Annotated in this window: 23 protein-coding genes; 14 read left to right on the top strand and 9 right to left on the bottom strand. The window is 66.9% G+C overall.

The features are described 5' to 3' along the window. Positions 1-67 precede the first annotated feature (67 nt). The gene (locus BMI01S_RS03665; protein WP_081723380.1) at positions 68-1,030 is read left to right on the top strand and encodes a LysR family transcriptional regulator; all 963 of its coding nucleotides are present in this window, start codon (positions 68-70) and stop codon (positions 1,028-1,030) included. Positions 1,031-1,043: 13 nt separating this feature from the next. Here the strand turns inward: BMI01S_RS03665 and BMI01S_RS03660 are convergent, their stop codons facing one another. Beyond that, on the bottom strand, positions 1,044-1,877 hold the full coding sequence (locus BMI01S_RS03660; RefSeq protein ID WP_028230636.1) for an isocitrate lyase/PEP mutase family protein: 834 nt from the start codon (positions 1,875-1,877) through the stop codon (positions 1,044-1,046). 326 nt (positions 1,878-2,203) lie between these two features. Here BMI01S_RS03660 and BMI01S_RS03655 point away from each other — a divergent pair, with 326 nt between their 5' ends. Continuing rightward, positions 2,204-3,199 (top strand): LacI family DNA-binding transcriptional regulator, encoded by a 996-nt coding sequence (locus BMI01S_RS03655; protein ID WP_028209599.1) that lies wholly within the window; start codon positions 2,204-2,206, stop codon positions 3,197-3,199. A gap of 75 nt (positions 3,200-3,274) precedes the next feature. Here BMI01S_RS03655 and BMI01S_RS40630 read toward each other — a convergent pair whose 3' ends face one another. Next, the gene (locus BMI01S_RS40630) at positions 3,275-3,439 is read right to left on the bottom strand and encodes a hypothetical protein (RefSeq protein WP_154671205.1); all 165 of its coding nucleotides are present in this window, start codon (positions 3,437-3,439) and stop codon (positions 3,275-3,277) included. 94 nt (positions 3,440-3,533) lie between these two features. Between BMI01S_RS40630 and BMI01S_RS03650 the strand changes: the two genes are divergently transcribed. Next, positions 3,534-4,703 carry a pyridoxal phosphate-dependent aminotransferase gene (locus tag BMI01S_RS03650; RefSeq protein WP_028230635.1) on the top strand — a complete coding sequence of 390 codons (1,170 nt, stop codon included), beginning with the start codon at positions 3,534-3,536 and terminating at the stop codon, positions 4,701-4,703. Here the strand turns inward: BMI01S_RS03650 and BMI01S_RS42550 are convergent. From BMI01S_RS42550 to BMI01S_RS03635, 3 genes are all read right to left on the bottom strand, one after another. Then, complete coding sequence (locus BMI01S_RS42550) at positions 4,700-5,104, bottom strand: nucleotide triphosphate diphosphatase NUDT15 (RefSeq protein WP_028209597.1); 405 nt, start codon at positions 5,102-5,104, stop codon at positions 4,700-4,702. The genes BMI01S_RS03650 and BMI01S_RS42550 overlap by 4 nt on opposite strands. 62 nt (positions 5,105-5,166) lie before the next feature. Continuing rightward, positions 5,167-5,400, bottom strand: a complete 234-nt coding sequence (locus tag BMI01S_RS03640) for a hypothetical protein (RefSeq protein ID WP_028209596.1) — start codon at positions 5,398-5,400, stop codon at positions 5,167-5,169. Between the two features lie 37 nt (positions 5,401-5,437). Beyond that, positions 5,438-5,902, bottom strand: a complete 465-nt coding sequence (locus BMI01S_RS03635; RefSeq protein ID WP_028209595.1) for an Lrp/AsnC family transcriptional regulator — start codon at positions 5,900-5,902, stop codon at positions 5,438-5,440. A gap of 136 nt (positions 5,903-6,038) precedes the next feature. Here BMI01S_RS03635 and BMI01S_RS03630 point away from each other — a divergent pair, with 136 nt between their 5' ends. Then, positions 6,039-6,665: a LysE family translocator gene (locus BMI01S_RS03630; protein ID WP_028209594.1), complete on the top strand. Its 627-nt coding sequence runs from the start codon at positions 6,039-6,041 to the stop codon at positions 6,663-6,665. Between the two features lie 113 nt (positions 6,666-6,778). On the opposite strand, the gene BMI01S_RS03625 is transcribed toward BMI01S_RS03630, so the two are convergent. Next, positions 6,779-7,288 carry a DUF1993 domain-containing protein gene (locus BMI01S_RS03625; protein ID WP_028209593.1) on the bottom strand — a complete coding sequence of 170 codons (510 nt, stop codon included), beginning with the start codon at positions 7,286-7,288 and terminating at the stop codon, positions 6,779-6,781. Between the two features lie 403 nt (positions 7,289-7,691). Between BMI01S_RS03625 and BMI01S_RS03620 the strand changes: the two genes are divergently transcribed. The 3 genes from BMI01S_RS03620 (at position 7,692) to BMI01S_RS03610 (ending at position 10,435) form a co-directional block, all read left to right on the top strand. Beyond that, positions 7,692-8,246 carry a hypothetical protein gene (locus BMI01S_RS03620; protein ID WP_407668976.1) on the top strand — a complete coding sequence of 185 codons (555 nt, stop codon included), beginning with the start codon at positions 7,692-7,694 and terminating at the stop codon, positions 8,244-8,246. A 319-nt stretch (positions 8,247-8,565) separates the two neighbouring features. Then, positions 8,566-8,838 (top strand): RNA-binding protein, encoded by a 273-nt coding sequence (locus tag BMI01S_RS03615; RefSeq protein WP_028209592.1) that lies wholly within the window; start codon positions 8,566-8,568, stop codon positions 8,836-8,838. A gap of 376 nt (positions 8,839-9,214) precedes the next feature. Continuing rightward, the gene (locus tag BMI01S_RS03610; protein ID WP_154671204.1) at positions 9,215-10,435 is read left to right on the top strand and encodes a L,D-transpeptidase; all 1,221 of its coding nucleotides are present in this window, start codon (positions 9,215-9,217) and stop codon (positions 10,433-10,435) included. 70 nt (positions 10,436-10,505) lie between these two features. Here BMI01S_RS03610 and BMI01S_RS03605 read toward each other — a convergent pair whose 3' ends face one another. Beyond that, the gene (locus BMI01S_RS03605) at positions 10,506-11,408 is read right to left on the bottom strand and encodes a DMT family transporter (protein WP_028230632.1); all 903 of its coding nucleotides are present in this window, start codon (positions 11,406-11,408) and stop codon (positions 10,506-10,508) included. Positions 11,409-11,635: 227 nt separating this feature from the next. Further along, a complete protein-coding gene (locus tag BMI01S_RS03600; protein WP_028230631.1) occupies positions 11,636-13,207 on the bottom strand; it encodes an ABC1 kinase family protein in 1,572 nt (523 codons plus the stop codon). A 177-nt stretch (positions 13,208-13,384) separates the two neighbouring features. On the opposite strand from BMI01S_RS03600, the gene BMI01S_RS03595 reads away from it, so the two are divergent. Beyond that, positions 13,385-14,140: a DeoR/GlpR family DNA-binding transcription regulator gene (locus BMI01S_RS03595; protein WP_028209589.1), complete on the top strand. Its 756-nt coding sequence runs from the start codon at positions 13,385-13,387 to the stop codon at positions 14,138-14,140. Here BMI01S_RS03595 and BMI01S_RS40625 read toward each other — a convergent pair. Continuing rightward, positions 14,130-14,558, bottom strand: a complete 429-nt coding sequence (locus BMI01S_RS40625) for a hypothetical protein (RefSeq protein WP_154671203.1) — start codon at positions 14,556-14,558, stop codon at positions 14,130-14,132. The two genes, BMI01S_RS03595 and BMI01S_RS40625, sit on opposite strands and share 11 nt — an antisense overlap. On the opposite strand from BMI01S_RS40625, the gene phnS reads away from it, so the two are divergent. The 6 genes from phnS to BMI01S_RS03565 all read left to right on the top strand — a co-directional run bounded on the left by phnS (position 14,557) and on the right by BMI01S_RS03565 (position 19,999). Further along, the gene (gene phnS, locus BMI01S_RS03590; RefSeq protein ID WP_028209588.1) at positions 14,557-15,642 is read left to right on the top strand and encodes a 2-aminoethylphosphonate ABC transporter substrate-binding protein; all 1,086 of its coding nucleotides are present in this window, start codon (positions 14,557-14,559) and stop codon (positions 15,640-15,642) included. The genes BMI01S_RS40625 and phnS overlap by 2 nt on opposite strands. Before the next feature lie 133 nt (positions 15,643-15,775). Then, a complete protein-coding gene (gene phnT / locus BMI01S_RS03585) occupies positions 15,776-16,855 on the top strand; it encodes a 2-aminoethylphosphonate ABC transport system ATP-binding subunit PhnT (protein WP_154671210.1) in 1,080 nt (359 codons plus the stop codon). Beyond that, entirely contained in the window at positions 16,833-17,747 is a 915-nt protein-coding gene (locus BMI01S_RS03580) for a 2-aminoethylphosphonate ABC transporter permease subunit (protein WP_028230630.1), read from the top strand. The genes phnT and BMI01S_RS03580 overlap by 23 nt, the downstream gene beginning before the upstream one ends. Next, positions 17,737-18,612, top strand: a complete 876-nt coding sequence (phnV, locus tag BMI01S_RS03575) for a 2-aminoethylphosphonate ABC transport system, membrane component PhnV (RefSeq protein ID WP_042288326.1) — start codon at positions 17,737-17,739, stop codon at positions 18,610-18,612. Before BMI01S_RS03580 ends, phnV begins: the two co-directional genes overlap by 11 nt. 103 nt (positions 18,613-18,715) lie before the next feature. Continuing rightward, positions 18,716-19,381 (top strand): GntR family transcriptional regulator, encoded by a 666-nt coding sequence (locus tag BMI01S_RS03570; RefSeq protein WP_081723384.1) that lies wholly within the window; start codon positions 18,716-18,718, stop codon positions 19,379-19,381. Between the two features lie 63 nt (positions 19,382-19,444). Continuing rightward, positions 19,445-19,999, top strand: coding sequence for a phosphonate degradation HD-domain oxygenase (locus tag BMI01S_RS03565; protein ID WP_028230628.1), 555 nt, complete (start codon positions 19,445-19,447; stop codon positions 19,997-19,999). The last annotated feature ends 289 nt before the right edge of the window (positions 20,000-20,288 follow it).

The following is a 20,288-nucleotide window of genomic DNA, read 5'->3' as shown; positions in this document are numbered from 1 at the left end:
AGCGACGAAACTCCCATGCGATAATCGGCCGGTCGGGTGAAACACTTGAAACGGCAGGTTTGGAATCGTGGACAAATTGACCAGCATGACCGTGTTCGTCAAGACGGCGGAGTCCGGTTCGTTCACCGCGGCGGCGCGCATGCTCGCCATGACGCCGCAGATGGCGGGCAAGCACGTCGATGCGCTGGAAAAGGCGCTTGGCGTGCGTCTGCTCCAGCGCTCCACGCGCAGGCATGCGCTGACGGAAGCGGGCCGCGCCTATTTCGAAGCCTGCCGGCGCGTGCTCGAAGAAGCGGCCGCCGCCGAAGCCGTCGCGCTCGCGCAGACCGCCCACCCGCAAGGCACCTTGCGCGTGACAGCGCCGGTCGCGTTCGGCACCTATCGGCTCGCGCATGAAATCAAGACCTTTCTCGCCGATTGCCCGGACGTGAACGTCGATCTCGTGCTCAGTGACCGGCAGGCCGATCTCCTGCAGGACGGCTTCGATGTCGCCTTTCGCATCGGTACGCTGCCCGACTCGCAACTGGTCGCGCGGCCGCTCGCGCCATACCGGCTCGTGCTGTGCGCGGCGCCTGGGTACCTCGCGACGTTCGGCACACCGGCGCATCCGCGCGAACTGGAAAAGCACGTGTGCCTCGCTTATGCGTTCGACAGCTTCCCGGCGCCGCAAACATGGATTTTCAAGGACGGCGACACGTCGATCGAAGTCGAGCCGCGCAGCCAGCTCCGTGCCAATGACAGCCGCGCGCTGATCGCGGCGGCGGAGGCGGGGGCGGGAATCGTGCTGGCAGGGGAGCCGAATCTTGCGCAGTCGGTCGCGGCGGGGCGGCTGGTGCCGCTGCTCGGGGCCTATGCCGCGCCGGTGCGGCCCATGCATCTTCTCTACGCCGATCGCCGCTCGCAGGCGCCCAAACAGCGGGCCTTCGTGGCGTGGGCGCTGGCGCGCTTTGGCGTGGCTGGCCCGGGTGTCCCGGCGCCGGCGTCGACTCCCGTTCGTCGTTCCGCGCGCAAGCGGCAGGGAGCGCGCTAGCGTCGAGGCGACCTCACATTTGGCTGCGGAAAAAGGCGTTGAGTGTCGCGCCGGATGCGGCACCCTCGAAGCCGTCGAAATGCCCTTCGGCCAGCCGTTGCGCGGCATGCATGAAGCCGCCCCACGCGGTGCGCGCGAGCGCGCCGCCTACGCTGACACGGCGCACGCCCAGCGCGGCCAGATCGTCCAGCGTGAAAGCAGAGTTCGCGCCGATCAGCACATTCACCGGCTTCGGCGCGACTGCCGCGACCACGGCCGCGATCTGCTCGCGGGTCTGGATGCCGGGTGCGTAGAGGCAATCCGCGCCCGCCTGGGCGTAGGCCTGCAAACGCGCGATGGCGTCGTCGAGGTCGGGCACGCCCGCCACGAAGTTTTCCGCGCGGCCGACGAGCAAGGTGTCGCCGCCGCGCTCGTCGATTGCGCGCCGCGCCGCGCGCATGCGCTCGACGGCCACTTCGACGGGCAATAGCGGCGCGGCGTCGTCGCCGGTCGAGTCTTCGACGGAAAGGCCGGCAACGCCGGTGTCGACGGCGAGGCCTACGCTCTCGCCAACGGCGGCGGGATCCGCGCCGAAGCCGCTTTCGAAATCGCCGTTCACGGGCAGGTCGGTGGCCTCGACGATCACGCGCAGGTGCGCGAGGATCGCCTCGCGCGGCAAGCTGTTGTCGGCATGGCCGCGCGACCATGCGAATCCCGAACTGGTGGTCGCGAGCGCCTTGAAGCCGAGGCCCTGGAGATAGCGCGCGCTGCCCGCGTCCCACGGGTTTGGCAGCACGAAGCAACCGGCGGCATGCAACGCGCGGAAGTCGGCGCGTTTCTCGGCAATGGTGCGGGCGGGTCCTGACATGGAGCGTCTCCTCGTTGCTGATTGGGGGCGGCGGAGTGTCTCCGCCGGAATGCGAGCAGCGTCGTGCGGGCTTTGGCTTGTGCCTGATGTCCGCTTGCGCCAGATTGTGACCGAAATCGTGGAATCCCGGATCGAACGGTTTCCGTTCTCACGGCGGCTTTGCAGAAAATAAGGATCGCGAATTAAATGGGCGCCTACGACGACGGGGAATGTGGCGCTGTGGAAACGGAGAAAGAAGGGCGCAGCCGTTATCATATGCGTTCTTTTTATTTTGCCGTTCAGCCGCGATGTCCAAAACCAGCGCCCCGAAAGCCACGCCGCCCCGTATGTCCGATGTCGCTCGTCTCGCGGGCGTTTCGAAGATGACGGTGTCCCGGGTCATGGCGGGGCGCAGCGCCTCCGAGGCCACGCGCGAGCGCGTGCAGCGCGCCATCGACGAACTGGGCTACGTGGCCGACGCCGCGGCCGGGGCGCTTTCCTCGGGGCGCTCGTCATTCGTGGCGGTCCTCGTGCCCTCGCTCTCCAGCTCGAACTTCTCGGACACCGTGAGCGGGCTCACTGCCGTGCTCGAACCGCAAGGGCTCGAACTGCTGATCGGCGACACGGACTATTTTCTCGATCGCGAAGAGCGTCTCGTGCGCCAGATGCTGCGCCACCAGCCGCGTTGCATCGCCCTGACCGGTGCGCAGCACACGGAGGCCACGCGCACGTTGTTGCAGCGCTCGGGCGTGCCCGTCGTCGAGATGTGGGATATGCCCGCGGAGCCGATCGACATGGCCGTGGGCTTTTCCAACGTGAGCGCCGCGCGCGAGATCGTGCGCTATCTCGCGGACAAGGGCCATCGGCGCATCGGCTTTCTTGGCGGCGCGGGCGAGTTGGACCGGCGCGGCCTGGATCGCCTCAAGGGCTACCAGATGGAAATGAAGGCGCTAGGACTCGAAAGGCACCGCGTGGTGCAACTCGGCGATTCGCCGGTCACGATGAGCCACGGCGGTCCGGCCATGGCCGCGCTGCTCGAGCGCTGGCCCGACACCCAGGCCGTCATGTGCGTGAGCGACATGTCGGCGTTCGGCGCGATCATGGAGTGCCAGCGGCGCGGACTGAGCGTGCCGCGCGATATCGCGGTTGCGGGTTTCGGCAACTTCGAGATCGCGGCGTGCTGCTATCCGGCGATCACCACGGTCTCCGTCGATGCCTATGGCATCGGCCAGCGCACGGGCGAGGCCATCCTCGCCGCACTCGCGGCCGCGGACGGCGCGAGCCCTCAGCATCCCGCGAAAACGCGCATTCACTACACCGTCGTGCCGCGCGAAAGCGCTTGAGCACGTGAGCGAAGCGCGCCGCCGCGTTCGGGGAGCCTCGTTAGAACGCCTTGCCGATGGGTTGCGCCATCTCGATCACCGCGATCGCGAGCCGGTTTTCCCGGCGCGCGTCGGCAGACTCACGCGTACGGCCACGCGCATGCCGAGCGCGGTCACGCCGACGAACGCCGCGAAGCATGCGATTGCCGCCGTTGCTTCTTCGGGCTGGACACGCTGCGCATCGACATTCCTCTGCGGCATCGTTCCTTGGTATCGTTGCGCACACGGAGCAGCAGGTACGGTTTGAATGCCGTGGTGCATGAGACGCGCCGCGTGTTCGGGAGAGTCGCGAGAGATGAAGTATTCGAATCTGGTCGAGCGTTTGCAGGGCCGCCGCACGACGGCGTGGGAGATTCATCACGCAGCGGTGCAGGCCGCGGCGCGCGGCGAAGACGTGATCGTGCTGAGCGTTGGGGATCCCGACTTCGGCACGCCAGCGCCCATCGTCGAGCGCGCCGTGGCCGCGCTGCGCGAAGGCGATACGCATTACACGGCCATCATGGGCCGCGAGCCGCTGCGCGAGGCGATTGCACGCGAGCATGCGCTCTCGAGCGGCCGCGCGGTCGGCGCGCAGCACGTGATTCTTTGCGCGGGGGCGCAGAACGGCCTGTTCGCGTCGTCGCTATGCTTGCTGGAAGCTGGCGATGAAGTGCTCGTGCCCGAGCCGATGTATCTGACCTACGAGGCCGCGATCCGGGCGTCCGGCGCCACGCTCGTGCCGGTGCCCGTCGATCCCGAGAGCGGTTTTCATCTCGATTGCGATGCGCTCGACGCGGCCGTCACGCCGCGCACGCGAGCAATTTTCTTCGCGACGCCGTGCAATCCGACCGGCGCCGTGATGTCGCGCGCGCACCTGGAACGCGTCGCGCAACTGGCAAAGCGGCATGACCTGTGGGTGCTCTCCGACGAGGTCTACGCCGATCTCACGTTCGAGTGCGACCATGTGAGCATCGCCGCGCTCGACGGCATGGCGGAGCGCACGGTCACGCTCGGCAGCCTCTCGAAGTCGCATGCCATGCCGGGCTGGCGGCTCGGCTGGGTGATCGCGCCGGAAGCGATGATCGCGCATCTGGCGCGGCTCGCGCTCTGCATGCTCTACGGCTTGCCGGGCTTCATTCAGGAGGCGGCGCTCGCGGCGCTCGAAGAGCGCGCGCAGATCGTGGCGCGGATGCGCGATATTTACCGGCGCAGGCGCGACATCGTCTATGAGCGGCTGGCTGCCGTGCCGGGGCTGAAGTGTCTGCTGCCGGAGGCCGGGATGTTCATGATGATCGACATTCGCGGCACGGGGCTCGACACCCATGCGTTCACCTGGCAGCTTTTCGAGGCGCAAAAGGTTTCCGTGCTCGATGCGAGCGCGTTCGGCGAAACCGCCAACGGTTACGTGCGGCTTGGATTCGTCGTGGAGGAACCGCGGCTGGTCGAAGCGTGCGAGCGGATCGCGGCGTTCGTCAAAGAGCGCTAGTCGTTCTCGAAGTAGAGGCGCGTGGGCTCGAACAAGTCGGCGGGCAACGCGCCACGCGTGAACCACGCCCAGCGCTCGCACTTATCGGGCTCGGCGACAACCGGCGTGCCCGATGCGGTGGCCTCGACGAACAGCGTCACATGGCGCACGCGGCCGCTTTCGAGCCAGCCGCTGATCCAGCCGGCCGGTTGCGCATCGATCAGTTCGAGGCCGGTTTCCTCGCGCAGTTCGCGCGCGGCAGCGGCGAGCGGATCTTCGCCGGGTTCTACCTTGCCCCCCGGGAAGGCCCACGTGCCGCGTCCCCACGCGCTCTTGCGCAGCCCGAGCAGCCACGCATCGCCATGACGCACGACGATGCCCACGCCGAGCACGGTGAGCGCAGCGCTTTGCTTGTCTGCCATATCTCGTCGATATTGATCTGGAATCCGAATCGTGTCTGCCGGCGAGGCGGCCAAAATCGGAATCAGCGCTCGCCGTCGAGCAGATCGTTGAGCATTTCATCGAAGGCGGCCTGGGCGTCTTCGAGTTCCTGGAGCGCGGCGTCGAAGGTCTGCAGCGCGAACTGCGACGGACGGCCGTCGCCTTCCGGAGGAAACTGCGACTGCAGGGAGGTGAACGCCGATTTGACGCGTTGGGTCGCGCTCAGCACGCGCTCCATTGCGGCGGCCTCTTCGGCTCGTGCCTGTTCTGGGGTCATCGAAAGCTCCATTGGTACGTGTGTGTGGTGACTGCGCTCAAGGCAAGGGCAGTCCGCGCTCGGCCTTCACTTCACGCAGGGAAAGCGCCGATTCGACCGACGTGACGCCGGGCAAACTGCGTAACTGGTCGCGCATGAAGGTGCCGTAGTCGTCGAGATCGCGGGCCACCACCTGCAAAATATAGTCCGCCGTGCCGGACACGTTGTGGCAGGAAAGGATGCGCTCGATAGCGAGAACCTCGCGCTCGAAGCGGTCGGCGAGCGCGCGGTCATGCACGGCGAAGCGCACCGAGACGAAACCCACCACGCCATAGCCGAGCGCGCGGCGCGAGAGCACGGCGCGGTAGCGCTCGATATAGCCCTCCTGTTCGAGACGCTTGAGACGCCGCGCGCAGGGGGTTTCGGTCAGGCCCACCGTTTCGGCGAGCCTTGCGTTCGGCATGCGCCCGTCGGTTTGCAGCGCGCCGAGAATCGCCCGGTCGAGTTTATCGAGGTCGGTCATGGCGGTGAGAGGAGTTCCTTCATGAATTCCAGAATCCTAGCGCATTCCGCCAATCCCGGGCGAAAAGATCGATAAAAACGCCACCAATCGCTCCGCGCGGAGCGGCAAGATAGAGCCTCTTTCACACGAGGCCAACATGATTTCCGCCCACTTGCTGTTGATGTTCATCATCGCCCTGATCATTGTGTGCGCGCTGCCCGGCGCCGACATGGCGCTCGTGATGCAGACCAGCATGAGCCGCGGAACGCGCAGCGGCTTCGCGGCGGCCTGCGGGCTCGGCCTTGCCCGCGCGACCCACGTGACGCTTTCCGCCTGCGGGCTTGCCGCTTTGCTGCGCAATGCCCCCTGGCTGTACGAAGCCGTGCGCTATGTGGGCGCGGCGTATCTCACGTGGATCGCCGTGCAAATCTTCCGCGCACCCGCGTTCGCGATGCCCGAGCAGGCGGGCGTGGCCGTGGCGCGGCCGCGCCGGGCCGATTTCGCCAAGGGGCTGCTCACGAACCTGCTGAACCCGAAGGCGCTGCTGTTCTGCTCGGTGCTGCTGCCGCAGTTCATCCGGCCCGAAGCGGGCTCGGTCTGGCTGCAAGTTTCCGTGCTGGGCGTGATGCTGGTTGCCGTTTGTGCGATCTTCGACGTGATTTACGTTCTGGGCGCCGCGCGCATTGCGGTGTGGCTGCGCCGTCATCCGCTCGCGCAGACGCTGCAGAAGTGGGCGTTCTCGTCGGCGTTGATCGGCTTCGCGCTGAGGCTGTCGCTCGATTGACGCCGGTGTGAGGGAGGTCCCCAGGAAAGTGGCGGCGCGCAAGGCGCCGCGACTTGTTTGATGCTCGCGCGGCGAGCGCAGGCCGCACGCCTTAGCGGACGGAAAGCACAGGCTCAGCGAGGGGCGCCCAGATAGTCGAGCTTGCCCAGCTCCACGCCGTTGTGGCGCAGGATGTCGTAAGCCGTCGTGACGTGGAAAAAGAAGTTGGGCAGCACGAAGCCCAGTAGATAGCTTTGACCCGTGAACTCGATGGGGCCGCTGCGCATCTTGAGCGTGATGCTGCGCGCTTCCGAGCCATCGATCTGCTCGGGCTTGAACGCGTTCAGATAGTCGATGGTCTTCTGGATGCGGGCGTGCAGCTCGTCGAACGTCACCTCGACATCGTCGAACTTCGGGGCCTCCACGCCGGCGAGCCGTGCGGCGCAGCCCTTTGCGGTGTCCGTTGCGATGTGGATCTGGCGCATGAGCGGCAGCATGTCGGGGAAGAGCCGGGCGGTCGTCAGCACGGACGGGTCGATCTGCTTTTCGGCCGCGTGCGCCTGAGCCTTGCCAATGATGTTTTGCAGGTTGGTGAGGCCGCGCACCAGCACGGGCACCGATGCTTGATACATGGAAATGGACATGGGGTTTCCTCGTTTCTTCGAATGCGCGCGATGCGCTCCGCGTCGGAGCTGATCGGGCGGCTCATTATGCGCCATCGCGTGGTGCGCTGCCATCGGCCGAATCGCACGTCGCGCGCGCGACGGTCGCCCGTTTTGCCGCACGGGTAAATTGCCTGGGAATGCAGATCAAAATTTCCTCGTGAAACCGTGCGGTTACAAGCGGAGCGGAGAGGCTCCGGCTGAGATGTGCGTGCTCGTTCGGGCGGGCGCAAGATGGCGCTGGCAAGCCCATGTGCGCAATCGCCACGACACAATTTGATTGTGGTCTAATAACCCGGCATCAACCCTCCATTTCGCATCGTGCCGCACGATGCGCTCAACCATGAACGCAGAAATGGCAGCAAGACGCCCCATCGCGCGACGCATGGCAGAAGGTATTGCTGGTCGCGCCAGCGCGCCGGGTTGGCGCATGCGAGTGCTGCGCCTTGCGCTGGTGGCGCTCGCAACAGGTGGCGCGGCGCAGATCGTATTCGCGCAAGATCCGGGGCTTCTCGACGCGCGTGTCACGCAGGAGTCGGTGGCGGAAACCATTTGCCGCCAGGGCTACGCCGATACCGTCGCGCCGCCGTTCGACCAGACGATGGCTCAGAAGGCGCGCATGCTCGCGGCGCGCGGCATCGACGCCGACGATGGCGTGGGCTACGCACTCGACCGCCGCGTGCCGATCGTCCTCGGCGGCTCGCCGGACGCCACGGCCAACTTCGACCTCCTGCCGTGGGGCGGCCACGCCGGCGCGCGCCGCAGGTCGCTGCTTACGGTGCGTCTGAAGCGCTGCGTGTGCGCGGGGCGAATGACACTGGCGCAGGCGCAGGCCGCGATCACCGGCAACTGGGTCCGCGAGTACGACCGCCTCACTCGCATGGACTGCGGCGGAGCAGCCGATGAGACGACCTCGGCGAGCCGCGACGAGGGGCCATGACGCGCCGTTTGGCTCGCACCTTTCGTCTTCGGGCACGCTGGTTGCAGTTCGCGTTGGCGTGCCCAGCTCGCAGACAATATGCCGCAGCGCACCGGTTAGCAAATGCGACTATGCTGACATTCATCAACAAGAGGGAGCCACAACAATGCTTATGTCCAGCCTTTTGATGCTTGGCGTCGCCGCCCTGCTCGGTCAGGCCGCATTGGCCCGTTCTCGCGCTCGCACGAGCCTGCGGCCCGCTCGCGTGCGAGCGTCGCAACCCCGCCGCTTCCGCTGAACGTCGCACGTCGAATCCGAATATCTCGCGAGATGGGCCGTGATGCATGTGACTGTCTGGAACGTTCCCGAAACCTGCAGCGAGCAGGACGTGCGCAGCTTTTTCGAGCGCGAGCTTGGCCATTACGCGAAGGGCGTCACTGTCTATGACGTCGGCACGCCGAACGCCCACGCGGACCTCGAACTCGATTCCGAAGTGCCCTACGTGGCCGACGCCGTGGCGCGCGAGCTTCAGACCCGCCGCCTGGCCGGCGTCGCGCTGAGGGTGAGCGCAACGCCGTTCGAAGGCGAGGCACAGCCGCCCCGGCGCACCTGAGCCGTTCGCGTTCCGGTTCAACGCACCCATCGTCGAAGGTGTCGTGCGGTGCTTATCGCAGCACCCGCTTGCGGCGCGTCGCGTCGTAGACCTCAAAATCGTCTTCCATGCCAGTCGCTCACTGGCTTGCCTTCCCGACATTCGTCCGACTCAGGTCATTGCCGATTCCATTGGCGTCTTCTTCCCGTGGGCTGGCACGCCGCGATCTTCCGATCGGCGCCCGGCGCTTTTTGAGCAGCGCCGCGCTTGCATACCGGTGCTTAGCCGGAGTTGTCTGGTCTAATGGCGGGTAGTCGTCGCGCCGCAGGCGACGCCGCACATGACGGCGCCCGACCTATCCGACTCTAGACAAGACACAAAATCAGCCGGACTTACGATGAACGACATTTTTTCGCGGCGCGTGGGCGTTCGCGTCCACGGCGGCGTGCGGGGCGACGCCCCGAAGCGCGCCCCTCATGAAACGCCGCGCGGGGGCGCTACGGTGCGGCGCGCAGCGGTGGCCGTGCTCTGCGCCTGGTCTTGCGTCTCGTGGGGCGCGAGTGCCGCTCCTGCGGCCGCAGGCGCTTCGGCAGCGCATGCCACCTCGGGTGCGGTGCGTGGCGCGCCGGCGCATGCGGCGTCGGTAGCTTCGGGCATCTCCACAACGTCTGCTGCGTCAGGTGCATCGGCGGCCGGGCCGGCTTCCGCGCCGGTGTCCGCTTCCGTTGGGGCAGGGGCTTGGGGAGCCGCGGCGGCTTCGTCCGCGTCCGCTGCGCTGGCCGCTTCTGAGCCGCCTGCGCTCACGCTCCCTGTCCACCCCGTGCTTACGCCCGAGCAGGCCGCCGAGCAAACGCGCGAAGCGCTCGACATGCGCAAGCGCTTCGCGCGCGTCGTCGACAGGCGCCTGCGCGTGCCGCTAGCCGTCCAGCGGGCCTACGGCGCGCGATTGCAGGACGCGCTCGACGAGAAGGGCCTTGGGGCGCTGGCGGGTGAGTTCGTCATCCTCGTCGATCGCAGCGCGAACGTGCAGGCGCTCTTCATCTACTTCCGCGCGTTGCCGGACGATCCGTGGCTGATGATCGGCGCGTCGCCGGTCGCGACGGGGCGCCCCGGCGAGTTCGACCATTTCCTCACGCCCTTGGGCGTGTTCGAGCACTCCCCGCAGAACATGGACTTCCGCGCGGAAGGGACCATGAACCAGAACAACATACGCGGCTACGGCCGGCGCGACATGCGCATCTACGACCTCGGCTGGGTGGACGGCGAGCGCGGCTGGGGCAAAGGCGGCTATTCGCAGATGCGCTTCCAGATGCACGCCACCGACCCCGACCGCCTCGAGCCGCTGCTCGGCATCCGCCATTCGAAGGGGTGCGTGCGGATTCCGGCGACGCTCAATGCGTTCATCGACCACTACGGCATCATCGACGCCGAATATCAGGCGCTGGTCGACGAGGGCAAGTCGCTGTGGGTGCTCCACTCCGATCGCGAAATCACGCCGTGGGCGGGGCGCTTCATCGTCGTGATCGATTCGGAGCGCAAGACGCGCCCCGCGTGGTCGCCCGTGCCTGGAGGCAAGGCGCGCGCGAAGGTGCCGGCCGGCGCCGACACCGCGGATTGAGTCGATGTGCGCCGCCGGGCGCGGCCGCCTGGAGCCGCGCCTGAGCAGCGCAGCGATGGATGCGCTGCGGCTACGCGCGCCGCGCGATCAGCACGCCCGCGAGCGCGACGCCGAAGCCCGCCATCTGCGTGGGCGTGAGCGTTTCGCCGAACAGCAGCCAGCTTTCGAGCGCCGCGAGCGGCGGCGCGAGAAAGAAGAGCGCCGTGGCGCGCGCGGCGTCGCCGTGGCGCACCATCCACACTAGCAGGGTCACGCCCGCGCCCGAAAGCATGACGATTCCCCACGCCAGCGAGAACCACAAGGTCGGCGACGCGACCCAGCGTGTCTCGCCGAGCCCGAGCGCAAGTGCAGCGGCGACGATCGCCGCGCCGGCGTTCTGCACGGCGCTCGCGCTGCGGATATCCGCCTGGGCGAGCGAGGTCTTCTGATAGAGCGTGCCTGCTGTGATCGAGCCGACCGCCGCCACCGCGACGATCACCACCAGCAGCGGGTGCGCGTGACCTTGCCCGGCTGCGGTGTCCGCGAGCGCGCCGCTCGCGGCGTGTATGGCGGCGTACAGTTTCGGGCTCAGCACCAGCACGACGCCGGCGAGTCCGAGCGCCATGCCCGTCCAGCGCCGCGGCGCCAGGCGGTCGCCGAACAAGCGTGCCGCGATCGCGGCCGTCAGCAAAGGCTGGAGCGCGCCGAGCAGCGCCATGACGCCCGCGCTCAGTCCTTGCGCGACTGCCCAGTAGCCCGCGCCCAGGTACACGCCCTGAAGCAGCGCCCCGGCGAAGAGGTGCTTGCCGATGTCGCGGCCGCGCGGCCACGGTGCGCGCATGCCCACGGCGACGACCGCGAAAAGCGCGGCCGTGCCGCCGAAACGGGCGAGCAGGAACAGGTTGGGGGCGGCGTACGGCGCTATCGCGCGCGCGACGACGAAACCGGTTGACCAAAGGGCGACGAACAGGGATGGGGCGAACGTGGCGAGCATCGGAGTCAAAGAGGGCGCGCGTTGACGCTGCGCGCGCGATACGCGAAAGGCTCGGAGTATCGCGTGCCGCATGCCATGCGGTCTTGTTCGGGACTGCACTTGCGGACTCGCGTGGCGCGGCTGCAAAGGTCGTTGCGCGAACAGTGGTCAAGATGCAACTAACAGCCAAATCCGCGCCGCATCCGCGAATGCAAGCAGAGTATTTGGCCGAGCTCGCACGCAGCGGCTTAGCCGCCAAATAGCACCACTGTTACGCCGATTAGTCCGCCGCATACCGCACAAGCGAGCAGCAGCGCGCGCGTGCGCCGATGCTCGCGTCGCCAGGCATCGAGCACGGCGCCCTGCGAGGCGTGCCCTGCCGCAGGAGCCTGCCAGAGCTTCGCGTGATGCTCGAAGTAGCGAAACAGCATCTGCGGCACGCGTGGCGCGATTTGCGCGAGGTGCGGCAGCTCCTGCGAAAGCCGCCGGATCCATCCGTGGTGGCCAAGGTCTCGCCGCGCGATATCGGCGAGCGTGTGCCGCGCAATGCCCCACGCATCGACGCCCGGATGAATCGAGCGCGCCAGCGCTTCCGCCTCGCTGAACGTCCGCTGCGCTGCCACGAGGCGCGGCGAGACTTCGCCCCCGAAAGGCTGCACCGAATGCAGCAGATGATGGAACAGCGCCCCGGCGCTGCGCTCGTCGTTGTGAGCCGAAAAATGCGCCTCGCTGCGCGTGCGCAACTCGGCCTCGACTTGTTCGGTGCGCGTGTGCGTGGGCACGTGGCCCGCCATGTGATGCAGTGTCGCGAGCCGCCCATAGTCCTGCTCGAACAACGCTGTCGCGCCGTGCACGAAGAATTCGCGCTCGGGCGAGGAAAGGCTCGTCATCAGCGCTGCGCTCGCAAGGACGAGGCGCCCCTGCGTTTCAGGCTCGACGCTCACGGCTACGCGCCGGGCATCGAGCGCGCTATGAAAGAAGCCATGCTCGAATGCCTGGCGCGTGATCACTTCGATCAGATGCGCCGCCACTCGCGTGGGGTTGATGCGGTGCTCGACGAGCCCGGCGATATCGGTTGCGCGCACGGTGTCGATATGTTGCACGGCGATCATCTGCGCGGTGCAGAGGTCCCAGATTACGTCGGGGACGACGATGCGCGGGTCGTCGCCGAGCTGATGGCCGCTCTGGCTGAGGTTCGCGGCCTGGGCGCGCAGATCGAAGCGGCGTTGCAAGTCTTCGCGCAGCGCCTGCGCGAGCGCGTGCAGCCGGAGCTTGCGCGCGGCGCGCGAAAAACGCTCCACCCAGCGGGCCACGGCGCACAGAAGCGCTGCGTCGTCGTCGACTTCCTGGACTTGCTTCGGGCGCAGCACGCGCAGCGTGATCGTCTGGTGGCCGTTCAGCGGCAGCGCGAGCCGCGCGATGTGTGTCTGCTCGCACCAGCCGTTGCTGGCCGGCGTGGGCGCGATCCACATGAACACCGATTCGGGCGGCTTTCCGAGCGCCGCCCGCAAGATGGCGTCGAGTGCTTCTCCGGCGAGAGGTTCTTCGTATTGCTCGATTGCGTCGATGGCGTCATGCAACGTCGCGCCTGCGAGCTCGGGGCGCGTGGCGAGCGTTTGTGCGAACGCCGCGGCCAGCGGCGCGAGGCGCGGCAGAGCACCGTGAAGGCGCGAGGCGAGGCGCGGGTCGCCGTGCACGCGCGAGGCGAGCGTGACGAACCAGTGCAGCTTGTGATGCTCGGGCGCGGCGAGCCAGATCAACCGGAAGCCATAACGCAGTGCACAAAACAGCAGACGCAGTTGACGAAGTCGTGAACGCATGAGTTTCGAGTGTCGGCGAAGCGAGCGCCGCGTGAGCGCCCGATCCGCACGAGATTAGCAGGGATGAGCGCACGATGGCAGGACAGGCTCGTGCTGCGACTGCGTAATACAATACGGCGGCTTTTCCGGATTCATGTCATTGCCCGCGTTTCCCACGCACCCTCCGCACCCACCAAGATGCTTGCAGAACAACGTCACCAATACATCCTCTCGCAAGTGAACCGGACCGGCGCGCTCTCGGTGGCGGATCTCGTGCGCGAGCTGCGCGTCTCGCGCGAGACGATCCGGCGCGACCTCAATACGCTGGCCGAGCGCGGGCTGCTCGTCACGACACACGGCGGCGCGCTTTCGAGCGACCGCCGCGAGCCCGATCTCGATGTGCGCGAGGCCGCCAACGCGAGCGCCAAGCGCGCGATTGGCGAGCGCGCCGCAGAGTTCGTTCCCGATGGCGCCTCCCTCATCATCGATTCAGGCAGTACCACGCATGCGCTAGCACGTGCGCTCACCGACCGCCACCGGCTCACGGTCTACACCAATGACTGGCGCATCGCGCTTTTGCTCGGCCGCCGCAACGGGAACCGCGTGACGCTGCTGGGCGGCGAACTGTCCGACCACGAGGAGGCGACCTTCGGCCTCGATACGGTGCAGCAGCTCGCCCAATACCACGCCGACTTCGCGTTCGTCGGCGCGGGCGGCATCACCGCCGACGGCTGGCTCACCGACTACTCACGCATGGTCGCCGAGGTGCGCAGCCGCATGCTCGCGGCCACGGCCTGCGCAATCGTCGTCGCCGACCATTCGAAGTTCGGGCGCGTGACGCCCGTGCGCATCAACGGCTTCGAGCACGCGCGCTACGTCATCACCGAGCTTGCGCCCGAGAAAAACATCGCTCGCGCCATCGCGGCCCGCGGCCCCGAACTCGTCATCGCCTGAACCTCGCTGCGCGGCCGCGTACGCCGCGCTTTCCGCAAACCGTTTGCAAGCCTTCCGCCGGCGTGCCGCGAACGGAATTCGTGCCGTTATGTGGCTTGTCGAATATTGGCGAATTGTGGAATTTCTTGACAAACGCCAAAATCGTCATGCCGGTGTCATCAAAACCTGTGATTCTTGCGGGGCCCGTCCGGACGGGCCGGTAGAGCGAAGCGGGCGGCAGCACGGTGCCCCGCCGCAGCGGCCGGTTCAGGCGAGAAGCGCCGGATTGTAGACAATCTGCAATCCGCGGCGCGATTGCGATTCCCAGCGGGCAATGGCAGGCGGCGCAGTCCGCCCGAAGTTCGAATCGTTCGATCCATCCAATCACAACGCATCGGGTAACCCCGTGCAACGGGTTTTTGCCTTCGGAGAGTGACATGAACCACACGAAATTCCATCGCGCGGGTTTTGCACGCAAGCTGCTGCCGATGGCGGCTGCCGCCGCGCTGCTGGGCGCAGCAATGAGCGCGCACGCCGCAGACGCAGTCGTGCTGTACACGGCCGACGGCCTCGAGAATCTCTACAAGGATGTGCTCCCGGCCTTCGAGAAGAAGGAAGGCGTGAAGGTCAATATCGTGACGGCGGGCAGCGGCGAAGTGGTGAACCGCGCCAACGTCGAGAAGGATTCGCCGAAGGCCGACGTGATCGTCACGCTGCCGCCGTTCATCCAGCAGGCGCAGCAAAACGGCCTGCTGCAGCCGTACCAGAGCGTGAACTACAAGAACGTGCCGGCCATCGCGAAGGCGACGGACGGCTCGTGGGCCACGTTCGTGAACAACTATTTCTCGTTCGCGATCAACCCCGAAGTCGTCAAGACCGAGCCGAAGACGTTTGCTGACCTGCTGCACCCGGACTACACGGGCAAGGTCGCTTACTCGAACCCGGCAACGGCCGGCGACGGCATGGCCGTGATCATCCTCACGACCTCGCTGATGGGCGAAGACAAGGCGTTCGACTACCTCAAGAAGCTCGAGCAGAGCGCGAAGTTCCACACGAAGGGCACGGGCTACCTCGACGTGCTGCTCTCGCGTAACGAAATTTCGGTGGCCAACGGCGACCTGCAGATGGATCTCGACGACGCAGCCAACGGCGGCCTGTCGCTCAAGCCGATCTTCCTCGCGGCCGAGCCGGGTGGCCATCCCACGACGTTCCAGCTGCCGTATGCGATCGGCTTGATCAAGAACGGCCCGAACCAGGCCAAAGGCAAGAAGCTGATCGACTACCTGATGTCGACGGACGTGCAATCGAAGGTGCCGGATATCTTCGGTATTCCGGCCCGTACGGACGTGGCGCTCTCGGGCAAGAACGGCGAAGCGGTCAAGCAGGCGATCGCCGGCGTGAAGCTGATTCCGGTGGACTGGAACCACGTGATGACGAAGAAGGCCGACTGGACGACGCGCTGGAAGAACGAAGTGATCGGCTCGTCGGGCAAAGAGACGGAAGTCGTGAAGCCGAAGCAATAAGCGGCATGCAACGGGCGCCCGCCGCGGCCCGCGAGAGCGGCCGCGGCGCGCCATTTGGCAATACCCGAGCATTACCAGAGTGTCGCCTGAGGAGATGAACCCGGTGAATACCGCAAGCCTCGCGTCGGCCGACATGGCCCGCGCGCTGCCGGATGTGTCCGGACTGACCGACGCCACGGATGCGCGCGATGCGGCGGGCGTGCAGATCGAGCACCTGAGCGTGCGTTTCGGCGCGCGCACCGTGCTCGACGATCTGTCGCTCACGATCCGCCGCGGCGAACTACTGACCGTGCTGGGCCGCAGTGGTTGCGGCAAGACCACGCTGCTGAGATTCATTGCGGGCTTCATCGAAGCCGATGGACTCGCGGGCTCGCTCACCGTGGCGGGCCGCGATCTGACCCATGTGCCGCCGCATCAGCGCAACCTGGGTCTGCTGTTTCAGAGCTACGCGCTCTTTCCGCATCTCTCGGTATTCGAGAACGTCGCGTTCGGGCTCAAGGCGCGCCGCGTGCCGTCGCGCGACATCGCGCGGCGCGTGGCCGACGCCCTCAAGCTCGTGCAACTCGGCGACGCGGGCCACGTCATGCCCGCGCAGCTCTCAGGCGGCATGCAGCAGCGCGTGGCGCTCGCTCGCGCGCTCGTGATCGAGCCGGACGTGCTGCTGCTCGACGAGCCGCTCTCGGCGCTCGACGCCAATCTGCGCGCGTCAGTGCGCTCGGAACTCAAGGCGCTGCACGAGCGGCTGCCCGATCTGACGATCGTGTGCGTGACGCACGATCAGGACGACGCGCTCGTGCTCTCCGACCGCACGCTGCTGATGCGCGATGGCCGCATCGCGCAGCTCGGCACGCCGCAGGAGCTCTACGACACGCCCAACGACGCCTACGTGGCTCGCTACCTCGGCGCGGCGAACCTGCTGCCGCCGGGCGTCGCGTTTGCCGTGGGCGACGCGCGCCACGACGTGCGCGACAAACTGGCGTGCCTGCGCCCCGAAAGCCTGCGCATCGTGCCGCTCGGCGAAGGCGCGCTGCACGGCACGATCGAATCGGTCGAGTGGTATGGCTCGGTGCTCTCGGTGCCCGTGCTGCTCGATGCGATGCCGAACGAACCGGTGCTCGTCACCATGCAGCGCGGCCACGGCATGACGCCGGCGAAAGGCATGCGTGTGTCCCTGCGCTACGAGGCTGACGATGTCGTCCTTATCAACCCCTGATTCCGCACTCCCGCTGTCAGGCGCTGAAGCGCACTCGGCCGCCGTGCGCCGGCGCGAGCGGCGAGCGCAGTGGCATATCGCGTTTCTGCTCGTGTTCGCGCTCGGGCCGCTCGTCATCTATCCGCTCGTGCGACTCGTGCTGTTGAGCCTTTCGGGCGCGCATGGCCTGAGCTTCCACGCTTACGGGGCCTTCTTCGGCAACCCCGATTCGCGCGGCGTGATCGCCACGACGCTGTGGATCCTGTTCTTGAGTGCGGGCCTCGCTTCGGTGCTCGGCGTCGCGCTGGCTGCGCTCTTGTTTTTCAAGCCGTTTCCGGGTGCGCGTCTCGTCACGCGCTTTCTCGAGCTGTTCGTGGCGTTCCCGTCGTTTCTCGTCGCGTTCACGCTCATCTTTCTTTACGGTTCACAGGGTTCGGTGAGCATCGCGCTGCAAAGGCTCTTTCACTTGCAGGCGCCGCCGCTCAACTTCCTGTTCGGCATAGGCGGAGTGGTGCTCGCCGAAGTGGTGTTCTACGCGCCGTTCGTCGTGCGCCCGACGCTCGCCGCGTTCGCGCTGCTCGATATGCGCCTGATCGAAGCCGCGCGCAGTCTCGGCGCGAACGGGCGGATGGTCGCCCTGCGTGTGATCCTGCCGCTGGCATGGCCCGGTATCGCCGCGGGCACGATCCTCTGTTTCCTGCTTACCTTCAACGAGTTCGGCATTTTGCTCGTGCTTGGGAGCGCGCACCTCGTTACCCTGCCGGTGGCGATCTACAGTTCGGCGACGGTCGATCTCGATCTGCCGACGGCCGCCGCAGGCGCCGTCGTCATGCTTGCGATGTCGCTTTCCTTGTATGCGCTCTATCGGCGCGTGAATCGCCGCAGCTATGGAGGCGCGCGCAATGTCAACTAATCCCGCAGCGGATTCGGATCGCATCGCGCTGCCGCCGAAGCATCATCGCGCGCGGCCCGTGGAGCGCAGCCTCGTCGCTCGCATTGCCAGCGCGGCACTGCTCGGCTTCGCAGCACTGTCGTGCTTCTGGCTCTTCGTCTTGCCAGTGGGCGTCGTCGCATTGTCGAGCGTCGCGTCGCATTGGTCGGGCACGATCCTGCCTGACGGATTCAGCATGCGCTGGTTCGAGCGCCTCGGCTCGAGCGATTTCGATGCGCTCGCAACGAGTCTCGAAGTGGGATTCGGCGTGGCGGTGCTCGGCACGGCGCTCGGCCTTTGGCTCGCCCTCGCACTCGAAGGGCGCGACCGGCGCGGCCTCGGCGCCATCGTCGATACGCTCGCGATGGTGCCCAACGGCGTGCCGAGCGTGGTGCTCGGCCTCGCGGTGCTGATCGCCTATCACAAGGCGCCGGTGGATCTGTCGAGCTCTGCGGCGATCGTCGTGTTCGTGCAGCTCGCGCTGGTGCTGCCGTTTTGCTATCGATGCGCGGCCGCCGCGTTGCGTCCCGAGCTGACCGTGCTGCGCGAAGCGGCCGCGAGTCTCGGTGCGCCGCCTTCGATGGTGCTGCGCCGCGTGGTGCTGCCGCAGCTCGTGCCCGCCATCCGCGCGAGTCTCGCACTAGGCTTCGCGCTGTCGCTCGGCGAACTCGGTGCGACGCTAACGGTGTATCCGCCGGGGTTCGCGACTGTGCCGATCGTCGTCGTGGGCGCGGTCGAGCGCGGTTACTACCTGCCGGCTTCGGCGCTCTCGCTGATCCTGCTGCTCGTTTCACTCGCGGCGCTTTTGCTGATCGCGGCGCGCGTGCCGCGCCGGCGTGCGGATTGAACGGATGGTGGCCATGCGGTCCGATGCGCCGCAGGCGCGCAACAGGCGGGCAGGGCAGAACGTGCAAGAGCCAGCGACCGAAGCGCGCGCGGGTAGCGGCGCGATGGGTGCCGTGCCGGCAACTCCCGCGCCGTCGTCCGACACGACGCCGCTCGAGATGGTGCGTCAGCATTCGCTGACTGCGCTGGTTCGCGATGAGATCGAGCGGCGCATCGCGGCGGGCCTGCTGGCGCCCGGCGACAAGCTCAACGAGGCCGACTGGGCGGCTCGCCTCGCGGTGTCGCGCGGCCCCGTTCGAGAAGCTTTTCGTGCGCTGGAGCAGGCGGGCCTCGTGCGCAACGAAAAGCATCGGGGCGTGTTCGTGCGCCGCGTCGGTGCGGCGGAAGCGCAGGAGCTGGGCGAGGTGTGTGCGGCCCTGCGTGAAGCAGCGTGCCGGATGCTGGCGGGGCGCATCGATGCGGCACAGGTCGCGGCGTTGCGTGAGCATCTCAACGCGATGCGCGACGCTGTGGTCGGAGAGAACGCCCAGGCATTTCTGCAGGCGCGCGATGCGTTTCGCTGGACGCTCCTCGCGGCGGCGGGCAATGCCAGGCTGCGCGAGACCTACGAGCGGACGGTAAGCGAGCTGCGGCTTTCGCCGCGTCGGGCTGCGCCCGCGCATGGCGCGATGGATGCTTCCTATACGGGATACCGTGCGCTGCTGAACGCGCTCGCTTCGCGCGATGCCGATGAAGCGGCCAAACGCATGCGCGAGTCGTGCGGCGATTGAGGGCATCAGGAACGATGGGCGGCGGGCTCGCTGCTGCCCTGTCCACATAATGAGGGGTAGAAGATGGCACTGAGCCTCGCGGATATTCGTGAGCTGTTCGAGAAGTACGGCGCGTTGGCCTACAGCGGCGAGCCGGTCACGCAACTGGAGCATGCGCTGCAAAGCGGCGCGCTGGCGGAAGAAGACGGTGCGAGCGAAGAGCTGATCGCCGCGGCGTTCCTGCACGATCTGGGTCACCTGCTCACCCGGCAGGGCGAAACGCCGACAGAGCGCGGCATCGACGATCTGCACCAGTACTATGCGCTGCCGTTTCTGCGCCCCGTGCTGCCCGATAGCGTGCTCGAACCGATCCGCCTGCACGTCGACGCCAAGCGCTATCTCTGCGCGGTGGACGAAGCGTATTTCGGCTGCCTATCCGCCGACTCAGTGCGAAGTCTCGAATTGCAAGGAGGTATCTTTAGCGCGGATCAGGCGCGCGATTTCGCGGCGCTCCCTTATGCAGAGGAAGCGGTGCGCCTGCGCCGCTGGGACGATCTCGCGAAGGTGGCGGGCAAGCCGACGCCGGATCTCGAACATTATCTGCAGCTTGTCGAACGCGTGATGCAGCGCCACGCCTGAGGCGATTCCTTTTCCGCGTTTTGCGAATTTGCTGGGCGTCAAAAAACCGCTTGCAAGATGTCACGGGCGTGACTAACTAGAATTCCGGTCTTTCGCGCTTTCGATGAAGGCGCGGGGAGACGGGAAGCCCGGGCGAAAGCCTTGTGGCGTCTGGGTCTGCGGGTGGTTCGAGGTTGCGCGGCAGGTCAAGCGAAGTAAAAAAACCTGTTGACAGATCGCCCGGCAGTCTTCATAATTTCGTTTCTCTGCTGCTGACGCAGCAACGCAGAAAGAAGCCGGTAGTCAGGTA

Source organism: Paraburkholderia mimosarum LMG 23256 = NBRC 106338 (assembly GCF_000739815.1).
Taxonomy (GTDB): domain Bacteria; phylum Pseudomonadota; class Gammaproteobacteria; order Burkholderiales; family Burkholderiaceae; genus Paraburkholderia; species Paraburkholderia mimosarum.
This window is presented reverse-complemented; position numbering and strand designations above follow the sequence as displayed.